Raw genomic sequence first — 19,306 nt, forward strand, 5'->3', positions numbered from 1 at the left:
ATCAGGTGTTGAGGAGCTTGTCGAGCCACTGGGGGTCCTGGAGGGCCTTGAGGTCGGTGGTGCCGTTGAGGACGGTGGGGGTGCCCTGGAGGTTGACGGGGGGCGCGGAGGCGGTGGTGACCTGCTGCTTGACGAGGTTGCTGTAGGCGCCGGCGGTCACGTCGGTGGAGAACTGGGCGGCGGTGATGCCGAGGCGCTTGCCGAGGCTGATGAGCTGCTCGTTGGTGTAGCCGGCCCCGCCCTCCTTGGGCTGCTGGGCGTAGAGGCTGGCGTGGAAGTCGGCGAACTTGCCCTGCTTGGCGGCGGCGATGGCGGCGTTGGCGGCCAGCAGGGAGTAGCCGGGGGGATTGGTGTTGTTGTCGAGGATGTTGAGCAGGTGGTACCGCACCTGGATCTTGCCGTCGGCCACGGCCTTGGCCATCTGGGCGCCGCTCTGCTTCTCGAGGTCGCCGCAGTAGGGGCAGGTGAAGTCCTCGTAGACGTCGATCTTGGTCTTGGCGGTGTCCTGCCCGGCGATGACGGTGCCGTCGTCGCCGGCCTTGGCGGTGTACTCGGCCTCGGCCTTGGTGACCTTGATCGCATCGGCGCCGGTGGCGGCGGGCGGGGTGGACTGCCGGGTGGACAGGACCACCCCGACGATCACGGCGATGGCGACCACGACGACGGCCACGGTGCCGATGGCGATGTTGCGCCGGTCGTTGCGGGCGCCGCGGGCGGCCGCGACGGCCCGGGCGGCGTTGGCCTTGTTCTTGTCACGCTTGTTGTTGTTCTGGGCCGCGCCCACGATGAACCGTCCTCCTCGTCAAGGCCGGCCAACTCGGCGGCCGAGTCCTGGCGAAATGCTACCGACGACCCCTGAGTGCTACCTGAGAAGTCCTTTCCGCAACGCCGACAGGCACTGTTCGAGGGCCTCGGAGGCGGCGGGGATGAGGGGCGCGTAGCTGGCGAAAGAGTGCACAAGATGATCAAAACGGACGGTCTCGACGGGCACGCCGGCGGCGGCGAGGAGCCGGCCGTAGGCCTCGGCCTCGTCCCGCAGCGGGTCATGCCAGACGGTGGCGATGAAGGCCGGTGGCAGGCCGGACAGGTCGGCGGCGAGGGCGGGCGCGAGGGTGACGGGCGGCTCGCCGGTGATCGAACCGGCGTAGTGCCGCAGGAAGGCCTCTATGTCGGCGGTCGACAGCACGGGGGCGTCGGTGTTCTCCGCCCGTGAGGGAAACTCGCCAACGCCGCCGACGGCTGGGTAGAGCAGCAGCTGGAACCGCAGCTCGGGCCCGCCGTTGTCACGAGCGAGCTGGGTGAGCACGGCGGCGAGGTTGCCGCCGGCGCTGTCCCCGGCGACGGCGATGCGCGACGGGTCGCCGCCGATTTCCCGGGCGTGCGAACCGACCCACCGCAACACGGCGAAGGAGTCGTCGACGGCCGCGGGAAATGGATGCTCGGGCGCCATCCGGTATTCGACGGAAACGACGACGGCCTGGGCGGAGCGGCTGATTCGGCGGCACAAATCGTCGTGGGTGACCACACTTCCGGTGCACCAGCCGCCGCCGTGCAGGAACACCACCACCGGCAGGTCGACGGCGCCGAGAACGGGTTTGTACACCCGCACGGGCACGGGCGTCGTCAGGTCCGCGACCTCGCCGACCTGCACGACCGGCTGCATGCGCCGCCAGCGCTGGTCGAGGTCCTCGCGGATCTTGACGACGTCGGCGCCGGGCGCGGACACCCGGGCCACCGGGAAGGCCTGGACGAACCGCTCGAGTTCGGGATCGATGTGTGGCATACCGCTAAGGCTAGGCAACACTGTGCAAGGCTTTCCTCAGTACCGGCTCAATCCATTACCCTCCGAACGTGACCCAGGTTGACGAAACGGCGCAGAACGAGGTCGGCCACACCCACAACGACCTGTCCGGCGGCTGGCTGCGGCCGGCGGTGTTCGGCGCGATGGACGGCCTGGTGACCAACATCTCACTGGTCGCGGGGGTCGGCGGTGGCGGGGCGAGCTCGCACGTCATCGTGCTCACCGGCATGGCGGGCCTGGTGGCGGGCGCGTTCTCGATGGCGCTGGGCGAATACGCCTCGGTGCAGACGCAGAACGACTCGGTGCAGGCCGAGGTGGCCACCGAACGTCGGGAACTGCGCGAGAATCCGGCCGCGGAAAAGGCCGAGCTGATGCAGATGTTCGAGGAAATGGGTCTCACCGAGGAAACGGCCCGCCGGGTGGCCGAGGAAATCCACCAGGACGAGGAATTGGCCGTCCGGGTGCATATCGAGCAGGAGCTGGGTGTCAATCCGGACGATCAGCCGTCTCCGGTGGTGGCGGCGGTCTCCTCGTTCCTGTGTTTCTCGATCGGCGCCCTGTTCCCGCTGCTGCCGTTCCTGTTGGGCTGGGAGTCGCTGCTGGCCGGCCTGGGCATCGGCGGCATCGGCCTGTTCGCGGCGGGCGCGGTGGTGGCCCGCTTCACGACCCGCCCGTGGTGGTGGAACGGCCTGCGCCAGCTGCTGTTCGGCGTGATCGCGGCGGGCGCGACCTACCTGGTGGGTCTGCTGATCGGCGTGACTGCGGCAGGCTAGCGGGGTGCAGCTCCCCGATCTTCCGGTCCGCGCGGTACTCGACGACCTGAACGCCGCCCTGGCCCGGCACTGCACGGCGGTGCTGGTGGCCCCGCCGGGCACGGGAAAGACGACTTTGGTGCCGCTGGCGCTACCAGGTCGTGTTCTCGTTGCGGAGCCGCGACGGCTGGCGGCGCGGGCGGCGGCGGCCCGGATGTCGGAGCTGCTGGGCGAACAGGTCGGCGGCACGGTCGGCTACGCGGTTCGAGGCGACCGCCGCACCTCGAAGCAGACGCGGGTCGAGGTCGTCACCAGCGGCCTCCTGCTGCGCCGCCTGCAACACGACCCGGAGCTGACCGGCGTCGACGTCGTGCTGCTGGACGAGTGCCACGAACGCCATCTCGACGCCGATCTCCTTCTGGCGCTGCTCCTGGACGCCCGCGAGGGCCTGCGCCCCGACCTCAAGGTGCTGGCCACGAGCGCCACCGTCGCCGCCAGGAGACTGGCGGAGATCCTGGGCGCCGACACCCCGGTCATCGAGGCCCACGCCAGAACCTTCCCCATCCAGACGACCTACGTGCCGGCGGCCCGGAACGAACGCCTGGAGCAGCACGTGGCGAGAACGGTCCACAAAGCACTGTCCGAAACGGACGGTGACATCCTGGTCTTCCTCCCCGGTGTCGGCGAGATCCGTCGCGTCTCCCAACAGCTGCAAGGCCTGAATGTCCTTCCCCTGCACGGAAGGCTGGCCACCAAGGCCCAGGACGACGCCCTCCGAAAGACCGCGGACCGACGCATCGTCCTGGCCACGGCCGTCGCGGAGTCGAGCCTCACGGTGCCGGGCGTCCGCACAGTGGTCGACGCCGGCCTGGCGCGCTCGCCCAGGGCCGATCACCGCCGCGGACTGTCCGGTTTGATCACCACCCGGGTGTCACAGGCCGTTGCCGACCAACGCGCCGGCCGCGCCGGGCGCGAGGCCCCTGGCCACGTCTACCGGTGCTGGCCGGAGCACGAGCAGGCCACGCTGCCCCGCTACCCCGAGCCGGAGATCCGCACCGCCGAGCTGACCCGCCTCGCGCTGGAGCTGGCCTGCTGGGGCACCCCGGACGGCAGCGACCTGACCTGGTGGGACGCACCCCCGCCGGGCGCCCTCGCCGCCGGGCAGACCACCCTCAAGAACCTGGGCGCCCTCGACGACAACGGCGTCACCGACCGCGGCCGCCGCATCTCCGAGCTGGGCCTGCACCCCCGGCTGGGCCGAGCGCTGCTCGACGGTGCCCGTGAACTGGGCGCAAAGCCGACGGCTGAGGTCGTGGCGCTGCTGGACGACGACTCCGTCACCTCCTCGAACGACGTCGAGACGGCCGTGCGCCGGCTTCGCCAAGATCAGCCCCCAACCTGGAAACGCGAGGTCGGCCGGCTCGCCAAGCTGGTCGACGGCCCCACAGGCCGAAAAGACGACCCCGCCTTCGTCATCGCCCTCGCCCACCCCGAACGCCTGGCGAAAAGGCGTCAGCCGGGCTCGCGCAGCTACCTCATGGCCGGCGGCACCGCGGTCGAGACGGACGGCCCCACCGACAGCGAGTGGCTGGCCGTGGCCGTCGCCGACCGCGAACCGGGTCGCGCCCACGGCCGGGTCCGCCTCGCCGCCCGCGCCGACCAGGAGCTGGCCGAACGCGCCGCCCCGGCCCTGCTGTCCGAGAAGGACGAGGTGACCTGGGCCAACGGCGACGTCGTCGCCCGGCACGTCCGCCGTCTGGGCGCGATCGTGCTGGCGGAGCGTCCGATCGCCAAACCCGACCCCGAGCTCCTCCTGGAAGCGCTGAAAGAAGGTCTCCGCAAAGAAGGCGTCGCCCTGCTCCAGTGGAGCCAGGACGCGGCCAGGCAGCGCCAACGAATGGAGTTCCTGCACGTCAACCTGGGTGATCCGTGGCCCGAGGTCTCGGATGACGCCATCATCCAGAATACTGACCTGTCCGCCGCCCGCAAGCGCACGGACCTGGCCCGGATCAGCGCCCAGCACGTGCTCCAGACCATGCTGCCCTGGCCCGCCGCCGCCCGCCTGGACGAGCTCGCCCCGGACCGCATCGAGGTGCCGTCGGGCTCCAAGCTCAAGGTCGACTACACCGCCGACGGCCCCACCCTCCCGGTCCGGGTGCAGGAGACGTTCGGCTGGACCGACACGCCCCGCATCGCCGACGGCCGCGTGCCGGTGGTGCTGCACCTGCTCTCCCCCGCCGGCCGTCCGGTGGCGGTCACCGGCGACCTGGCCTCGTTCTGGCGGACCGGCTACCCGCAGGTGCGCTCCGAGCTGCGCGGCCGCTACCCGAAGCACCCCTGGCCGGAGGATCCCACCACCGCTTCGCCCACTCGCCGCACTAAACCGCGCTGATCGGGGCATCCTGGTCGGCGTGAGCAACTCGACCACCACTGACAAGCTGTTCAAGGTCGCCATCGCCCTCAAGGGGCTGGACGGCCTCGGCCAGCTCGTGCTGGGCATCGTGCTGATCTTCATCCCGCCGACGCTGATCACCGGTCTGGCCAACGACGTGGTGACGCGAGACCTGCTTGGCGATCCGAGCGGCACGCTGTCGACGCACCTGCAGACCGCGGCGCACGACTTCGCCGACGGCAGCAGCCGCACGTTCGCGATCGGCTACCTGCTGTTGCACGCCGTCATCAAGCTGGGTCTGGTGGCGGCGCTGCTGCGCAAGGTGCTGCCGTTGTACCCGGTGGCCGCCGTGGTGTTGGGGGCCTTTGTCGTCTACGAGATCTTCCGGGCCGTTCACACGCATTCCATCGCGCTGCCGATCTTCGCGGCGATCGACGTAGTGATCATCGTCCTGGTGATCCGCGAATACGTCCAGTTGCGACGTGAGCGAGCCGCGACTGCGACGGATGCTCACATGTGAATGTGAAAAAGAAGATCACCGCGAACTGTCAAGGATCCTGGCGCGTAGTGGAGTGTGACGTAGTCCAGGCCTGCCCGATTGGACTTGACGGCCCTGGGTTTGTTAGGCAGTGCAGGCCGCCTCGACCTTAAGGGGACCTCACCATGCGCATGCGGGGATCACTACGAGCGACCGCCGCACTCGCCGCGCTGGCCTTGCTCGCCGCATGCGGGACGAGCGGGCCCGCCGACACCCTGACCGGGGCCGCCGGCCAGGGCAAACTCACCATCGGCATCCGGTTCGACCAGCCGGGCATCGGCGAGAAGACGTTGAACGGCCTGTACCAGGGCTTCGACGTGGATGTGGCGAAGTTCATCGCCGGCGAGCTGAGCGTGGACCCGGCCAACATCACGTGGAAGGAAGCAGAGCCCGCCGACCGTGAGACCTTGCTCACCAGCGGCAAGGTCGACATGGTCGTGGCCGCGTACACCATCAACGACAAGCGCAAGAAGCTCGTCGACTTCGCCGGCCCGTACTTCACCGTAGGCCAGGACCTGTTGGTGCGCCTGAGCGACAACTCGATCACCGGCCCGCAGTCGCTGAACGGCAAGAAGCTCTGCTCGGTCGCCGGCTCCACCTCGGCCCAGCAGGTGAAGGACAAGTTCGCACAGAACACCACGCTGGTCGAGTACAGCCGCTATTCCGACTGTGTCACCGCGCTGCTGGCCAACATCGTCGACGCGGTCACCACCGACGACGTGATCCTGGCCGGCTACGCGGCGCAGAACCCGGAGCTGCTCAAGGTGGTCGGCAAGCCGTTCACCAAGGACTCGTACGGCATCGGGCTGCGCAAGGGCGACACCGGCGGCCGCGAGAAGGTGGACGCCGCGCTGCAGAAGATGATCTCCACTGGGGCCTGGCGCTCGGCCCTGCAGGCCAACGTGGGCAGCTCGGGCTACCAGATGCCCTCGCCGCCGGCCATCACCGAGCGCTGAGCCCGTAACCTGGGTCACATGCGACTGCTGATCGGCTTCGAAGAGTATCCGCTCGACCCGCTGCGGGCGCTGCTGCCGGGCTGGGAGGTGTTCCAGTCCTCGCCGGCCGGCTTCGCCGAGATGGCCGACGGCATGGACGTGGTCACGCCGATCGCCGCGACGGTGGACGCGAACCTGTTGTCGCGCGCCACTTTTGGTTTCGTGCAGCAGTTCGGCGTCGGCCTGGAGACGGTCGACATGGACGCGGCTACGGCGGCCGGCGTGTGGGTGGCGCGGCTGCCCGGTGATGTCACCGGCAACGCGGACGCCGTGGCGGAGCAGGCAATCCTGCTCACGCTGGCGTTGAGCCGGCAGCTCGACGAGGCGCGGCAGGCGTTGCGGGAACGGAAGTGGGCGCAGCCGGCCGGCCGGTCGCTGTCCGGCGGCACGGTGGCGATCATCGGGCTCGGCGCGATCGGCCTCGCGGTCGCGAAGCGGTTGGCGCCCTGGGGAACCCGGCTCGTCGCCGTGCGGGCGCGGCCGGAGCTGGGCGGGCCGCCGGAGATCGACCGGGTGGTCGGCGTCGACCAGTTGCCCGAGGTGCTGCCGAGGCGGACGTGGTGATCAGCGCCCTGATGTTCGGTGAGCACAACCGGACTTCTTCGACGCCGGCGCCTTCGCCGCGATGAAGCCGGGCGCGCTGTTCGTCAACGTGGCCCGCGGGGGCTTGGTCGACGAGGCGGCCCTGGTGGCGGCGCTGGACTCCGGCCACATCGCCGGGGCCGGGCTCGACGTGCTGGCCGTCGAGCCGGCGGACCCGGGCAACCCGTTGGTCAACCACCCCAAGGTGATCGCCACGCCGCACGTGGGCGGCGTGACCCAGCAGGTGCTGTACAACTCGATGATCGCCCTGACCGACAACATCAAGCGCTACGCGGCCGGCGAGCCTCTACTGTGGACGGTGAACGAGCCGTCACAGGTTTCGCAGCGCCGGCCACAGGGCTGACCACGGCCGGTCGCGCTTGGTGGCGAGGTAGATCGGCGCACCCTGGTAGCCGTTGTGGATGCCGAGCTTGTTGTCCACGGTGGCCACCTGGGTGACTCTGCCGAAGTGCGACCGGATCTGGTCGATGTGGTTGTCGCCGATGTAGAGCACGTTCACCGCGCTCTCCGGCGGCACCCCGAAGTACCAGTAGCCACGGTTCGGCCCATAGGGCGTGGGCAGGCCGCGCTCGGGGCCGTACAGGGACATCACGCTGGCCGACCAGTAGGTGTCGCCGACGATCGCCGTGTGCGCGCGGACGTCGCCGGGCAGCGCCCGGTAGGCGGCGGCGACCTCGTCGGCCATCTGCGGCCAGCCCACGCTCTCGAAGGCGATGAAGTCGGCGGTCTCGTTGCTGTCCCGCAGGGAATCCACGGGCCGCAGCGGCAGGGACGCCGCCACGAAGGCGATCGAGACGGCGAACACCGGCCACGCCACCCAGGGCAGCCACCGCCGCCGGCCGTCGAGGCCGACCGCGCCGAACGCCCACAGCACCGGCAGAATGCCGCCGGCGTAGTACGGTCGGCCGCCGGTCGCGATGAACACCACGATCAGCCCGACGGCCGTGATGCCGAGAAACCTGAACTCGGGCAACCGGAACGTGCGCACCAGTCCGTACAGCCCGAGCGGGACACCGACCGCCCCCGTGTACAGGGCGAGCACCAGCAGGAAGCCGCCCGCGCCGCCGATGCTGGCCTGCTCGTCGGCCGCGATCACGCTGCTCATCTGGAGCTGGGGCCAGCCGTTATGGGCCTGCCACAGCAGCTGCGGCACCGAGGTCAGCACCGTGATCGCAGCACCGAGCCACAACATCCTGCTGCGCAACAGATCCCGTGGTCCGGCGATCAGGATGGCCACACCGGCGACGACCCAGAAGAAGACGATCAGCCACTTCACCTGCAACGACACCGCGGTGACAACACCGGCCCACAGCAGCAACTTGTCGTCACGCACGCGTACCCAGCGCACGACCAGCCACGTGATCAGCGTCCACAGGAATAGGTCCACTGTGGACGTCGCCAGCAGATGACCGCCGCCGGCCAGGAACGGCGCGACGGCGTAGCTGCCGGCCGAGATGATCTGGGCCCGCCGGCTTCCGCCCAGCTCACGGGCGATCATGGCCGCCACGAACACGCCGGCCACCGTGACCACAACGGCCGGAATCCGCAGTGCCACCAGCGATCCCGGCGCGACAGTGTCGGCGATCAGCGCCAGGAGCGGCACCAGCGGCGGCTGGTCGGCGTACCCGAAGTCGAGATGGTGCCCGGCGGCGACGAAGTACAGCTCGTCGCCGAAATAACCGTAACGCCAACTGGTGGCCACCAGCGCGATGCCCAGCAGGCCGGCGATGACCGCGACCGGCCGCGCGGCAAGTGCGGCAACCGCACCCACCGGCCCTGCCTCGATGGTTGTGCTTCCCCCGAGCTGCCGCACTTGCCGTCCCCCCGTCACGTGTCCTCCCGACGACCATCCAACCCGGACGGTGGCCGCGCCGGACAGCCCGGAAAGTGCCCGGGGCATGCGACTTTCGTAGGTGCCGGCGCTACCTAAGGCGGATTGTCCGCGTGGGTATGGTCGAGAGGTGACCCGACCGCGTTGGCGCGACACCTTCTTCCTGCTGTCGCCGTTCGCCACCGTGCTCGGCATCATCCTGGCGATCTGGATCGGCTACGGCCCGCCGACCACGTTCTACGAGTGGACGCAGACGTTCATCCAACTGCCGGGAATGGTCGCTCTGCTGTGGCATCGCCGGTTCCCGCTCGTCGGCCTGGCGCTGTGCGCGGCCAGCGCCATCGCCATGGCGGTCTCCGCCTACATCGACCCGCAGCTGTTCTTCGGCGTGATCCGGGAGGACTCGCAGTTCGTGCCGCTGGCCACGCCGTTCGCCGTCGGCGTCGCGTTCAAGCGGATCCCCCGGTCGCGGCGGATGTGGCTGTGCTCCGCGGTGCTGATCGCGATCTCCGTCCGGGTGTGGTCGCCGACGTTCACCATCATCACCGGCGGCATGCTGTTCACGGTGTTCCCGGCCCTGTTCGGGCTGTACATCGGCAACCGGCTGTCGCTGATCCGGGCGCTGACCGAACGCGCCGAGCGGGCCGAGCGAGAACAGCAGCTGCTGGCCGAGCAGGCCCGGGCCGATGAACGCGTGCGGCTGGCCGGCGAGATGCACGACGTGGTCACCCATCGCGTGAGCCTCATGGTGTTGCAGGCCGGGGCCCTGCGGATCACCGCGCCCGACGCCGCGACCCGGACCGCCGCCGAGGAGCTGCGGGAGGCCGGCTGTCAGGCGCTGGCCGAGCTGCGTGACCTGGTCGGCGTGCTCCGCACCCATGCCGACGACAACGGCGAGGAGCCGACCGATGCCGTGCGGCTGCCCGATCTGGCCGAGCTCGTCACGGAGTCGCAGGGCGTCGGCATGACGGTGGAGCTGATCGTGGACGGCAATCCCCTGCTGACCGCGCCGGTGGTCGGGCGCACGGCGTACCGGGTCGTGCAGGAGGCGTTGACCAACGTCCGCAAGCACGCGCCGGGCGCGAAGACCCGCGTGCACGTGCGTTACGGGGCCGACCGGGTGCGGCTCACCGTGCGCAACGGTCCGCCGGTCGGCGGCGTCGACCACGACCTCGGCGAGAGCGGCTCCGGCACCGGCCTGCTCGGGCTCAAGCAGCGGGTCGAGCTGGTCAGCGGCCGGTTCACCTCGGCCTCGCGGCCCGACGGCGGCTTCGAGGTCGATGCCATACTGCCCGCGTTCGTACCAACGGCGGAGAGTCATGACTGACAAGATCACGGTCCTTGTCGTGGATGACGAGCCCATGGTGTGCGCGCACCTGCGCACCATTCTCGGCTCGGCGCCCGACATCACGGTCGTCGACGCGGCCCACGACGGCGCCGCGGCGGTGGAAGCCGTGGTGCGGCACCAACCTCGGGTCGTGCTGATGGACCTGCGCATGCCCGGCGTGGACGGGCTCACAGCGATCGAGCGCATCGCCGGCCTGCCGTCGCCGCCAACTGTCGTCGCGCTGACCACCTTCGATGCCGACCAGTACGTCGTCCGCGCGCTGCGGGCCGGTGCGGCCGGGTTCCTGCTCAAGTCGACGCCGCCCGAGGACCTGATCAGCCTGGTGCGGGTGGCGGCCGACGGGCACACCGTGCTGTCCCCCGCCGCCACCCGCCGGCTCGTCGCCGCTTCGGCCGGCGAGCAGGCCGCGCGGGACAAGGCAACGGCGTTGGCCGCCGACCTGACCGATCGCGAGATCGACGTGGTGACCTGCCTCGGCGAGGGCCTGTCCAACGCGCAGATCGCCACCCGCCTGCACCTGTCCGAGGCCACGGTCAAGGGCTACGTCTCCCGCATGCTGGTGAAGCTGGACTGCGCCAACCGCACCCAGATCGGCCTACTGGCCTACGATGCCGGCCTCGTCACCCGCTGAATGCGGCACCTCCTGGCCGGCCTTCGAGCCCGTGCTCGTCGAATGGCGCGGGCCGGCCGCCCTCATCCCACGTCGCGCCGCCTGAAACCGGCCAGGCCGGCCAAGGTCAGCGCGGCGGTGACGACCAGCAGCCAGATCAGCGGCACGACGGTGAACTCGCCGCCGGGCAGCTTGGGCAGGTGCGTGAACGGGGAGATGTCCAACGCCCACTGGCTGAGCTGGAACAGCGAGCCGAGCTGGCCGAGCAGCAGGAACACGACGAGGGCGGCCCAGGCCAGGGAGGTCAGCCGGGGCAGCAGCCCGAACAGGGCGGTGGCGATGCCGGCCAGGACCCAGACGGCCGGCACCTGGACCATGGCGGCGCCGAGGAGGCGGGGCAGCTGCGTGCCGACGTCGCCGTTGGTGAGGCCGACGGCCAGACCGGTGGCGGTGCCGGCGACGGCGAGCAGGAAGGCGCTGCCGATCAGGGCGAAGGCGAGATGGCTCGCGGCCCAACGGAGTCGCGCGACGGAGCCGGCCAGCACGGGCTCGGCGCGGAAGGCTGTCTCCTCGGCGCGCAGCCGCAGCGCGGCCTGGATGGCGTAGACGGAGACGGCCAGGCCGATGACGTCCAGGATGGCGGCCATGAAGGAGTCCACAAGGGACTGTTGCCCGCCGAGGTGCTGCAACGCCTGGGCGACCTGTGGGCTGCTGTCCAGGATGCTCTTGAGGCTCTGGGAGATCCCGCCCAGCGCGCCGGCCAGCACCACGATGCCGACGGTCCAGCCGATCAGGATGCCCCGCTGCAACCGCCAGGCCAGCCCGAACGTGCCGAACACCCCGCTCGGACGGCCGGCACGCTCGGGCAGCAGGCCGGCGCCGATGTCCCGCCGGCCGACCAGCGCGTAGCCGACGCCAAGCAGCACAACGGAAATCACCACGAACAGGGCGAGAACCCAGAAGCGCTCGCCGGCGAACGGGCGCATCTGCTGCGACCAGCCGATCGGGCTGAGCCACGACAGCCAGCGCGGACCGTCCTCGGCGGCGGAGTCGCCGGCCGCGCGCAACAGGTATGCCGCGCCGATCACCGCGCCGCCGATTCCGTTGGCCGCACGGGAACTTGAGCTCACCTGGGCGGCGACGGCGGTCACGGCCGAGAAGAACCAGACGCAGCCGCCGATGCCCAGTCCCATCGCGAACGATCCGGCGGCCGGCAATCCCTGGGCGGTCAGCGCGAAGCCGATCAGCAGCGCGTACGCCAGGCCCGCGCCGAACACCACGATCAGCGTCGCGGTCAGCTTGGCGTACCGGCCGACCACGCCGGCGCCGAGCAGCTCGTGCCGGCCGGTCTCCTCGTCGGCCCGAGTGTGCCGGACCGTCATGAACACGGCCATCAGCCCGACCAGCACGCAGGCGACCGCGCCGTACTTCCACTCGGTCATGCCGCCGATGGTGTCGAGCCCCTGCGCCGGGCCGCTCAACGCCAGGATCGACGGGTTGTTGACGATCGACGCCGCGAGCTCCTGCCGTGACTGCACCGTCGGGTACAGCGAGGCGAAGCTGGACGCCGTCGCGGCGACGATGCCGCTGACGACCAGGATCCACACCGGCAGCTGGATCCGCTCCCGGCGCAGCACCAGCCGCACCAGGGATCCCGTGCCCACCAAGGTGTTCACGCGCTCACCTCGTAGTGGCGCAGGAACAGCTGCTCCAGCGTGGGCGGCTGGCTGATCAGGCTGCGCACCCCGAACTCGGTGAGCTTGCGCAGCACGGCGTCCAGCTCGGCGGTGTCGACCTCGAACTGAACCTTGTTGCCCTGCGCCGAATAGTCGTGCACGCCGGCCATGGTGTCCACACCGGACAGTGGGGAACCCAGCTCGGCGGTGATCGAGGTGCGGGTCAGGTGCCGGAGCTCGGCCAGCGTGCCGGACTCGACGGTCTTGCCGTTGCGGATGATGCTCACCCGGTCGCACAGCGCCTCGACCTCGGCCAGCACATGGCTGGACAGCAGCACGGTCCGGCCGTCCTGGCGTTCACGGGCGATGCACTCCCGGAACACCTCCTCCATCAACGGATCCAGGCCGGAGGTGGGCTCGTCCAGGATGAGCAGCTCCACGTCGGACGCGAGCGCGGCGACCAGCGCGACCTTCTGCCGGTTGCCCTTGGAGTAGGTCCGGCCCTTCTTGGTCGGGTCGAGGTCGAAGCGCTCCAGCAGGTCCTTGCGGCGCTTGGGATCCAGGCCGCCACGCAGCCGTCCGAGCAGGTCGATGACCTCGCCGCCGGACAGCGTGGGCCACAGGGTGACGTCGCCGGGCACGTAGGCCAGGCGGCGGTGCAGCTCGGTCGCGTCCCGCCAGGGGTCGCCGCCGAGCAGCTCGGCGCGGCCGCCGTCGGCGCGCAGCAGTCCGAGCAGGACGCGGATGGTGGTGGACTTCCCGGCGCCGTTCGGGCCCAGGAAGCCGTGGACCTCGCCGGTGGTGACGGTGAGGTCGAGTCCGTCGAGCGCCTGGGTCCGGCCGAACGCCTTGCGCAGGCCGGACACCGAGATGGCGGTTGTCATACCGCCAAGCTACACTTGTTTTATAAATTCGTGAAGAACATGAACCCAACGGGGTGAGAGGATGTGGGAGTGACCGCGCGTGACGACGAGGCCGTGTCGAAGTTCATCGAGCGGTTCGCCCTGATGCTGGCCGAAGGCGGCATGCCCCGCATGCCGGCGCGGGTGTTCGTCGGACTGCTCGCCTCCGAGGAAGGCCAGCTCACCGCCGGCGAACTGGCCGAGTCGCTGTCCGTCAGCCCCGCCGCGGTCTCCGGTGCCGTGCGCTACCTCACCCAGGTCCACCTGATCGTCCGCGAGCGCGAGCCCGGCTCCAAGCGCGACCACTTCCGGGTCCGCGGCGGCACCTGGTACGAGTCGGCCATGGACCGCGAGCGCCTGCTCACCCTGTGGTCCGAGGCCCTCGCGGACGGCGTCGCGGCCGTCGGCAAGGACACCGCCGCCGGCGTGCGGCTGCGCGAGTCGGTCGAGTTCTTCGACTTCCTCCGGGTCGAGATCCCGCTCGTGCTCGACCGCTGGCGGTCACGTAACGCCACGAGCTGACCCGGCGATCTTGTGGGGGTCAGCCCGGTCCAGACCGTAACGTCGACGCCGGTCAGGACGAACTAGATCACCACAGCGACCACCCGCCGTCGTCACGCCGAAGCTGACGGACCATCACCTTCAGTGATCATGTCTGTACCCCCAGCGGGCATGAGCACCGTACAAGCGAGAGGCCAGTTCTCGCCCCAGGAACTGGCCTCTCGCGCCCCTAAGCCACCAGTCGCGGCGGCGTCGAGTCCACTCCGCCGCCGTCGGCCACCCGCGTGGCCCAGCCGACCAGGCCGGCAATGTCGATCCCGTACGGCTTCTCCCCGCCGTACGGTTCGATGTTGCCGGCTCCCCTGCGCAGCAGGGACATCGCCCCGTTCCGGTTGCCCCGCGCGGCGTGGGTGAGCCCGACGGCCAGCTGCGCCATGCCCCGCCAGAGCTGGCGGTGCGGCTCGTCGGCCGACTTCCAGGCGTCCTCCAGCACCTCGTGGGCGTGGAACGGCCGGCCGGAGTCGAGCAGCTCCTGAGCCTCCGCAAGCGTTTGCGACGGCGCACGGACGATACCTTCCGGCTGACGTTCGACACCCGGGGCGCCATGCGCGAGCGGCCGACCGAGCCCGTCGCGCGGTCGCGCGTTGCGGGCCCGACCGGCCGTGTCCCGATCCCTTTCGGCCATGAGCCGATTCTCTCAGGCCCGCATCACCGTCGCGATGGGGATGCGCGCCGCCCGCAGCGCCGGGATGCTGCCGCCCAGCAGGCCGGCGATCAGCCCCGCGGCCACACCGGCGGCGCCCGCCTGCCACGGGAACGCGAGGTCGTGCAGGAACGAGAACCGGGCGCTGTTGCCGACCAGCACCCCGGCCGCCCGCAGGCCCAGGACCCCTGCGCCGATCGCCAACATGGACGTGAACAGGCCGGTCAGCAACGTCTCGGCCAGCACGATCCCGGCCAGCAGCAGCCGTGGCGTGCCCAACGCCCGGCGCAGCGCGAACTCCTCGACGCGCTCGCCGACCGTGGCCAGGCCGACGTTGAGGATGCCGGCCACGCCGATCAGCAGCACCAGCCCGGCCATGCCCAGGAAGATCAGGCGCATCAGCTCCAGTTGCTCGGCGACGTGCGCCTTGGAGTTGATCGTCCGGACCTGGAGCTGGCCGGCCGGCACGCCGGCCGCGGTCAGCCGGGCCTTGAGCGTCTGCAGCAACGCCGTCTCGCTCGGGGCCGTCATGACCTGCAACGAGGTGTCGGCGCCGGGCGGCAGCCAGTTGGCGAGCTCGTCGTAGGGGACATACGCCCCGGGCGCGCCGCTGCCGTCGTCGACAACGCCGATGATCTGCGGCGTCGGGTCGGCGGTCGCGCCGGTGATCCGCATCTGGGCCGGGATCTGGTAGCGCTGGAACGCCTCGGCCGCCTTCGTGTTGATCACGATGCGCGGCGCGAGCGACGCCGGCGACGTGAAGTCCAGCCACCGGCCGGACTGCAGCCGGAACGGCTGGAACTGCCGGTTGTCGCCGGTCATCGCGGTCAGGCTGAGCTCGACCGCCTTGCCCGGCGGCCCCTGCGCCTGGTTGTCGTCCGGGCTGCACGCCGAGTAGCCCGAGCAGTAGTAGCCGCCGCTGGCGCCCTGGTCGATCGGGCCGCCGCCCTTGTTGATCGGGGAGACGTTCGGCTCGCCGATGAACGCCCGCGTGCCGACCAGCGCCACCGCGTGCTGCTTGCCCTGCAAGGCATCCAGCACGACCGCCGGAGCCTTGTCGTTCTGCGACACGTACATCATCTGCGTGCCGTCGACGCCCTCCAGGAGCTCGATGTTGCCCAGCGCCGCCTGCTCGGCGATCTGCGAGCCGGCCTGCACGGCCACAACCGCGAGCACGCCGAGGAACAGGCTCACCATGGACAGCAGCGTGCGCAGCTTGCGGGACCGGATGCCCTGCATGCCGATGATCAGGGCCGACCGCAGCCGGCCGGACAGCCGGATCACGCCGTCACCTGCCCGAGGACACCGTCGGCCAGGTGCAGCACGCGGCCCATCTTGTTGGCGTGATCACGGTCGTGCGTCACGAGAATCAGCCCGCAGCCGCGATCAGTGGTCGACCGCAGCACCTCCACCACCAGGTTGCCGGTCTCCGAGTCCAGCGCGCCGGTCGGCTCGTCCGCGAGCAGGATCTTCGGGTCACGCACCAGCGCGCGGGCGATGGCCACCCGCTGCTGCTCACCGCCGGACAGCCGGGCCGGGCGGTGCTTGGCCAGGTGCGCGACGCCGACCTGCTCCAGCGCCGTCATCACCTTGGCCCTGCGCTTGCGGCGCGGCAGCCAGCCCTGGCCGTTGACCAGCGCCATCGCCACGTTCTGGGCCGCGGTGAGGTGCTTGAGCAGGAAGAACCGCTGGAACACGAAGCCGAACTCGCTGCTGCGCAGTGCGGCCGCCCTGCGCTCGGAGATCTTGGTGATGTCGTTGTCCCGTAACAGGTACTGCCCCTGGTCCGGCCGGTCGAACAGGCCGATCAGGGACAGCAGGGTGCTCTTGCCGGAGCCGGAGCGGCCGAGCACGGCGATGCTCTGTCCACTGTAGAGCGACAGGTCCACGCCGTTCAGCACGGTTCGCGGTTCTTCCTGGCCCTTCAGGGTTTTGGTCACACCCGAGAGCCGGATCAGCGGTTCGGTCATCGTGTGGGACCGCCGGCCTGCGGCGCGGCCGGCAGGTTCGGGCCCGGCACGGCGATCGTCTCGTCGCCGGTCAGCCCGGTCTTGATCTCGATGTTCTTGCCGTCGGTCAGGCCGAGCGTGACGTCCTTGGTCTGACGGTGGCCGTCGACGACCACGTCCACCTTGCCGGCGCCCTGGCTGCCCGCGACCGCCTCGACCGGCAGGACAAGCGCGTTCTGCGTGGTGGCGGTGACCACCTCCAGCGTCGCCGCCACGCCGTTGATCAGCTTCACGCCGGCCGGCGCCGTGCAGACCAGGCGCAGCCCCGTCGGATCGGACTGCTGTTGCGGCTGCTGCTGTTCCTGTCCCGGCGGCGCGAAGGTCGGGGTGCCCGACTTCGGCGGCTGCGCCTGGGTCGTCGGCGTCTTCGGCGCGGGCGTGCCCGCCGGCAGGGCCGCGACGGTGCCCAGCACCGTGCACGGGAACGGGCCGGGGCCGTCCTTGATCTGCGCCTGCACCGTGCCCGGCGTGGTCGCGATCCGGTACGCCTGCGCGCCGTCGAGGTCGGCGACGATGCCGTAGCCGGCGAACTTGGCCGAGGCCACCGGCATGCCGCCGGTCACGTTGGACTTGTCGTCGACCAGACGGCCGCTGAACGTCGCGCCCGCCGGCACGTCCACCCGGGTCGCCTTGCCGTTGGCCCAGATGTTGGCCACCGGCGTCGGGACCTTCGGCGTGGCGTCCGGCGTCTTCACGTCCAGGTAACGGATCTGGCCGTCGGCCGGCGACGCCACCCCGAACACCGGATCCAGCGCCACCTTGCCGGTCAGGCTCACCTTGTTGCTCAGATCCTGGTGCGCCGGCTTCACCGTGGTCATCGTCGTGTCGCGGGCGGCGAGGCCCGGCGGCTCCGGCGTCGGGCCGCCGGCCGAGCAGGCGGCCGTGAGCAGGGCGGCCGCGCACACGCCGACGAGGACAGTTGTCCGCACTGATCCCCCCATGGTTGGTTCAACGGAAATGGGTCAACCCAACCAGAAGACGCCGACCGGTGGTGATGCGTTGCTCACATTCACCGATTCGTCACATGGCGAAGCGGTCCGGATCGGCCGCGGCCCAGTCCGGCGCCCACCCCTTCGGAGGCTCGCTCAGCAACTCACCCGGTTGCAGCCAGTGATAGAGCTCGGCGTAGGTCCGCACGGTGACCGGATCCGTTCGGCGGCACAACATGTGCGGTCGCAGCTGATCAGGGCTCCGCAGCCCCATCGACGACATGATCTGCACGGCGCTGTGCACCGTGGACTGCTGGAAGCGTTGCACCCTCAGTGACTTGTCCTCGACATCCAACGCCCGCGCCCGCCGCGGGTCCTGCGTGGTGACCCCGACCGGACAGCGGTTGGTGTGGCAGCGCTGGGCCTGGATGCAGCCGACCGCGAACATCATGGCCCGGGCCGCGTTGGTGTAGTCGGCCCCCTGCAGCAGGCGTTTCACGATGTCGCTGCCGGTGGCGACCTTGCCGCTGGCGCCGATCCTGATCCGGTCCCGCAGGCCCGCGCCCACCAGGGCGTTGTGCACGGTGATCAGGCCTTCGGTCAGCGGCGTGCCCAGGTTGTCGGCGTATTCCAGCGGGGCCGCGCCGGTGCCACCCTCCGCGCCGTCCACGATGATGAAGTCGGGAGTGGTTCCCTCGTCCAGCATCGCCTTGCAGACAGCCAGGAACTGCTGGCGCGATCCGAGGCACAGCTTGAAGCCCGTCGGCTTGCCGCCCGCGAGTTCACGCATGTGAGCGATGAACCGGACCAGTTCCCGCGGCGTGTCGAAGACCCGGTGGTACGGCGGCGAGTTCACGGTCTGGCCTTGCGGCACGTCCCGCACCTTGGCGATCTCCGCGTTGACCTTGCTGCCCGGCAGCACGCCGCCGACCCCCGGCTTCGCGCCCTGCGACAGCTTCAGCGACACGCAGCGGACGCTGTCGTGCGCCGCCTTGTCCGCGAACTCCCGCTCGTCGAAGTCGCCGTCCTTGGTGCGGCAGCCGAAGTAGCCGGTGCCGATCTCCCACACCACGTCGCCGCCGTGCCGCAGGTGGTACTCGGACAGGCCGCCTTCGCCCGTGTCGTGGGCGAATCCTCCGAGTTTGGCCCCTTTGTTCAGCGCCAGCACGGCATTGGCCGACAGCGAGCCGAAGCTCATCGCCGAGACGTTCAGCAGCGCCATGTCGTACGGCTTCGTGCAGTCCGGGCCGCCGATCCGCACCCGTGGCGGCTGCTCCGGGACCGGCACCGGGGCGATCGAGGCGGCCAGGAACTCGTGGCCCGTCGCGTAGACGTCGAGTTCCGTGCCGAACGGCTCCTCCGCGTCCGTGCCCTTCGCCCGCTCGTAGACGATGCTGCGCACGTCACGGTCGTACGGGCGGCCGTCGAAGTTCCGTTCGATGAAGTACTGCTGCAACTCCGGTCGCAGCGCCTCCAGCAGGAAGCGCATGTGGCCGAGCACCGGGTAGTTGCGCAGCACCGAATGGCGGCGCTGGATCAGGTCGTAGGCGCCCAGGACCGCCGCCGCGAGCAGCGGGACCGTCAGGAACAGCCACCAGGGCGAGAACACCCCGACCAGCGTCGTCGACGCCAGCGCGACCAGCCACAGCACCGCCACCACAACGATTCGCACAGAGAAAGTCAACACCGGTTGGCCCGACCGCGCAGCGCTTGGTG

The 19,306-nt window shown here is 70.4% G+C and carries 18 protein-coding genes and 1 pseudogene; 9 read left to right on the top strand and 10 right to left on the bottom strand.

What is annotated here, in order from left to right; translation table 11 throughout:
- Position 1: 1 nt before the first annotated feature.
- Both KUTG_RS20680 and KUTG_RS20685 read right to left on the bottom strand, forming a co-directional pair.
- Entirely contained in the window at positions 2–784 is a 783-nt protein-coding gene (locus KUTG_RS20680) for a DsbA family protein (RefSeq protein ID WP_052395115.1), read from the bottom strand.
- A 78-nt stretch (positions 785–862) separates the two neighbouring features.
- Positions 863–1,783 carry an alpha/beta hydrolase gene (locus tag KUTG_RS20685; RefSeq protein WP_043718881.1) on the bottom strand — a complete coding sequence of 307 codons (921 nt, stop codon included), beginning with the start codon at positions 1,781–1,783 and terminating at the stop codon, positions 863–865.
- Positions 1,784–1,851: 68 nt separating this feature from the next.
- Here KUTG_RS20685 and KUTG_RS20690 point away from each other — a divergent pair, with 68 nt between their 5' ends.
- The 6 genes and pseudogenes from KUTG_RS20690 to KUTG_RS65275 all read left to right on the top strand — a co-directional run.
- A complete protein-coding gene (locus KUTG_RS20690) occupies positions 1,852–2,574 on the top strand; it encodes a VIT1/CCC1 transporter family protein (RefSeq protein ID WP_043718882.1) in 723 nt (240 codons plus the stop codon).
- Between the two features lie 4 nt (positions 2,575–2,578).
- Positions 2,579–4,945, top strand: coding sequence for an ATP-dependent helicase HrpB (gene hrpB, locus KUTG_RS20695; protein WP_043718885.1), 2,367 nt, complete (start codon positions 2,579–2,581; stop codon positions 4,943–4,945).
- Positions 4,946–4,964: 19 nt separating this feature from the next.
- Complete coding sequence (locus KUTG_RS20700; protein ID WP_043718887.1) at positions 4,965–5,465, top strand: DUF2127 domain-containing protein; 501 nt, start codon at positions 4,965–4,967, stop codon at positions 5,463–5,465.
- A 149-nt stretch (positions 5,466–5,614) separates the two neighbouring features.
- Positions 5,615–6,439, top strand: a complete 825-nt coding sequence (locus KUTG_RS20705; protein WP_369794647.1) for a glutamate ABC transporter substrate-binding protein — start codon at positions 5,615–5,617, stop codon at positions 6,437–6,439.
- A gap of 18 nt (positions 6,440–6,457) precedes the next feature.
- Positions 6,458–7,042 carry an NAD(P)-dependent oxidoreductase gene (locus KUTG_RS65270; RefSeq protein WP_052395118.1) on the top strand — a complete coding sequence of 195 codons (585 nt, stop codon included), beginning with the start codon at positions 6,458–6,460 and terminating at the stop codon, positions 7,040–7,042.
- Positions 7,043–7,088: 46 nt separating this feature from the next.
- A pseudogene (locus KUTG_RS65275) lies at positions 7,089–7,424 on the top strand (NAD(P)-dependent oxidoreductase); the annotation flags it as partial.
- Here the strand turns inward: KUTG_RS65275 and KUTG_RS20720 are convergent.
- A complete protein-coding gene (locus KUTG_RS20720; RefSeq protein ID WP_043718892.1) occupies positions 7,392–8,852 on the bottom strand; it encodes a glycosyltransferase family 39 protein in 1,461 nt (486 codons plus the stop codon). The pseudogene KUTG_RS65275 and the gene KUTG_RS20720 overlap by 33 nt on opposite strands.
- 190 nt (positions 8,853–9,042) lie before the next feature.
- Here KUTG_RS20720 and KUTG_RS20725 point away from each other — a divergent pair, with 190 nt between their 5' ends.
- Positions 9,043–10,239: a sensor histidine kinase gene (locus KUTG_RS20725; RefSeq protein ID WP_043718893.1), complete on the top strand. Its 1,197-nt coding sequence runs from the start codon at positions 9,043–9,045 to the stop codon at positions 10,237–10,239.
- Positions 10,232–10,891 carry a response regulator gene (locus tag KUTG_RS20730; RefSeq protein WP_043718895.1) on the top strand — a complete coding sequence of 220 codons (660 nt, stop codon included), beginning with the start codon at positions 10,232–10,234 and terminating at the stop codon, positions 10,889–10,891. Before KUTG_RS20725 ends, KUTG_RS20730 begins: the two co-directional genes overlap by 8 nt.
- A gap of 62 nt (positions 10,892–10,953) precedes the next feature.
- Here the strand turns inward: KUTG_RS20730 and KUTG_RS20735 are convergent, their stop codons facing one another.
- Positions 10,954–12,546: an ABC transporter permease gene (locus KUTG_RS20735; protein ID WP_043718897.1), complete on the bottom strand. Its 1,593-nt coding sequence runs from the start codon at positions 12,544–12,546 to the stop codon at positions 10,954–10,956.
- Complete coding sequence (locus KUTG_RS20740; protein ID WP_043718900.1) at positions 12,543–13,430, bottom strand: ABC transporter ATP-binding protein; 888 nt, start codon at positions 13,428–13,430, stop codon at positions 12,543–12,545. Before KUTG_RS20740 ends, KUTG_RS20735 begins: the two co-directional genes overlap by 4 nt.
- 69 nt (positions 13,431–13,499) lie before the next feature.
- On the opposite strand from KUTG_RS20740, the gene KUTG_RS20745 reads away from it, so the two are divergent.
- Positions 13,500–13,970, top strand: a complete 471-nt coding sequence (locus KUTG_RS20745) for a GbsR/MarR family transcriptional regulator (protein WP_232240879.1) — start codon at positions 13,500–13,502, stop codon at positions 13,968–13,970.
- Between the two features lie 208 nt (positions 13,971–14,178).
- On the opposite strand, the gene KUTG_RS20750 is transcribed toward KUTG_RS20745, so the two are convergent.
- The 5 genes from KUTG_RS20750 to KUTG_RS20770 form a co-directional block, all read right to left on the bottom strand.
- Positions 14,179–14,634 (bottom strand): DUF309 domain-containing protein, encoded by a 456-nt coding sequence (locus KUTG_RS20750; RefSeq protein ID WP_043718903.1) that lies wholly within the window; start codon positions 14,632–14,634, stop codon positions 14,179–14,181.
- Positions 14,635–14,646: 12 nt separating this feature from the next.
- Positions 14,647–15,936: an ABC transporter permease gene (locus KUTG_RS20755; RefSeq protein WP_043718904.1), complete on the bottom strand. Its 1,290-nt coding sequence runs from the start codon at positions 15,934–15,936 to the stop codon at positions 14,647–14,649.
- Positions 15,933–16,622: an ABC transporter ATP-binding protein gene (locus tag KUTG_RS20760; RefSeq protein ID WP_043718906.1), complete on the bottom strand. Its 690-nt coding sequence runs from the start codon at positions 16,620–16,622 to the stop codon at positions 15,933–15,935. Before KUTG_RS20760 ends, KUTG_RS20755 begins: the two co-directional genes overlap by 4 nt.
- Positions 16,619–17,590, bottom strand: a complete 972-nt coding sequence (locus tag KUTG_RS20765; protein WP_043718908.1) for an efflux RND transporter periplasmic adaptor subunit — start codon at positions 17,588–17,590, stop codon at positions 16,619–16,621. The genes KUTG_RS20760 and KUTG_RS20765 overlap by 4 nt, the downstream gene beginning before the upstream one ends.
- Before the next feature lie 91 nt (positions 17,591–17,681).
- The gene (locus KUTG_RS20770; protein ID WP_043718909.1) at positions 17,682–19,262 is read right to left on the bottom strand and encodes an FMN-binding glutamate synthase family protein; all 1,581 of its coding nucleotides are present in this window, start codon (positions 19,260–19,262) and stop codon (positions 17,682–17,684) included.
- Positions 19,263–19,306: the final 44 nt, after the last annotated feature.

The sequence above is a fragment of the Kutzneria sp. 744 genome (genome assembly GCF_000568255.1).
Classification (GTDB): Bacteria; Actinomycetota; Actinomycetes; order Mycobacteriales; family Pseudonocardiaceae; genus Kutzneria.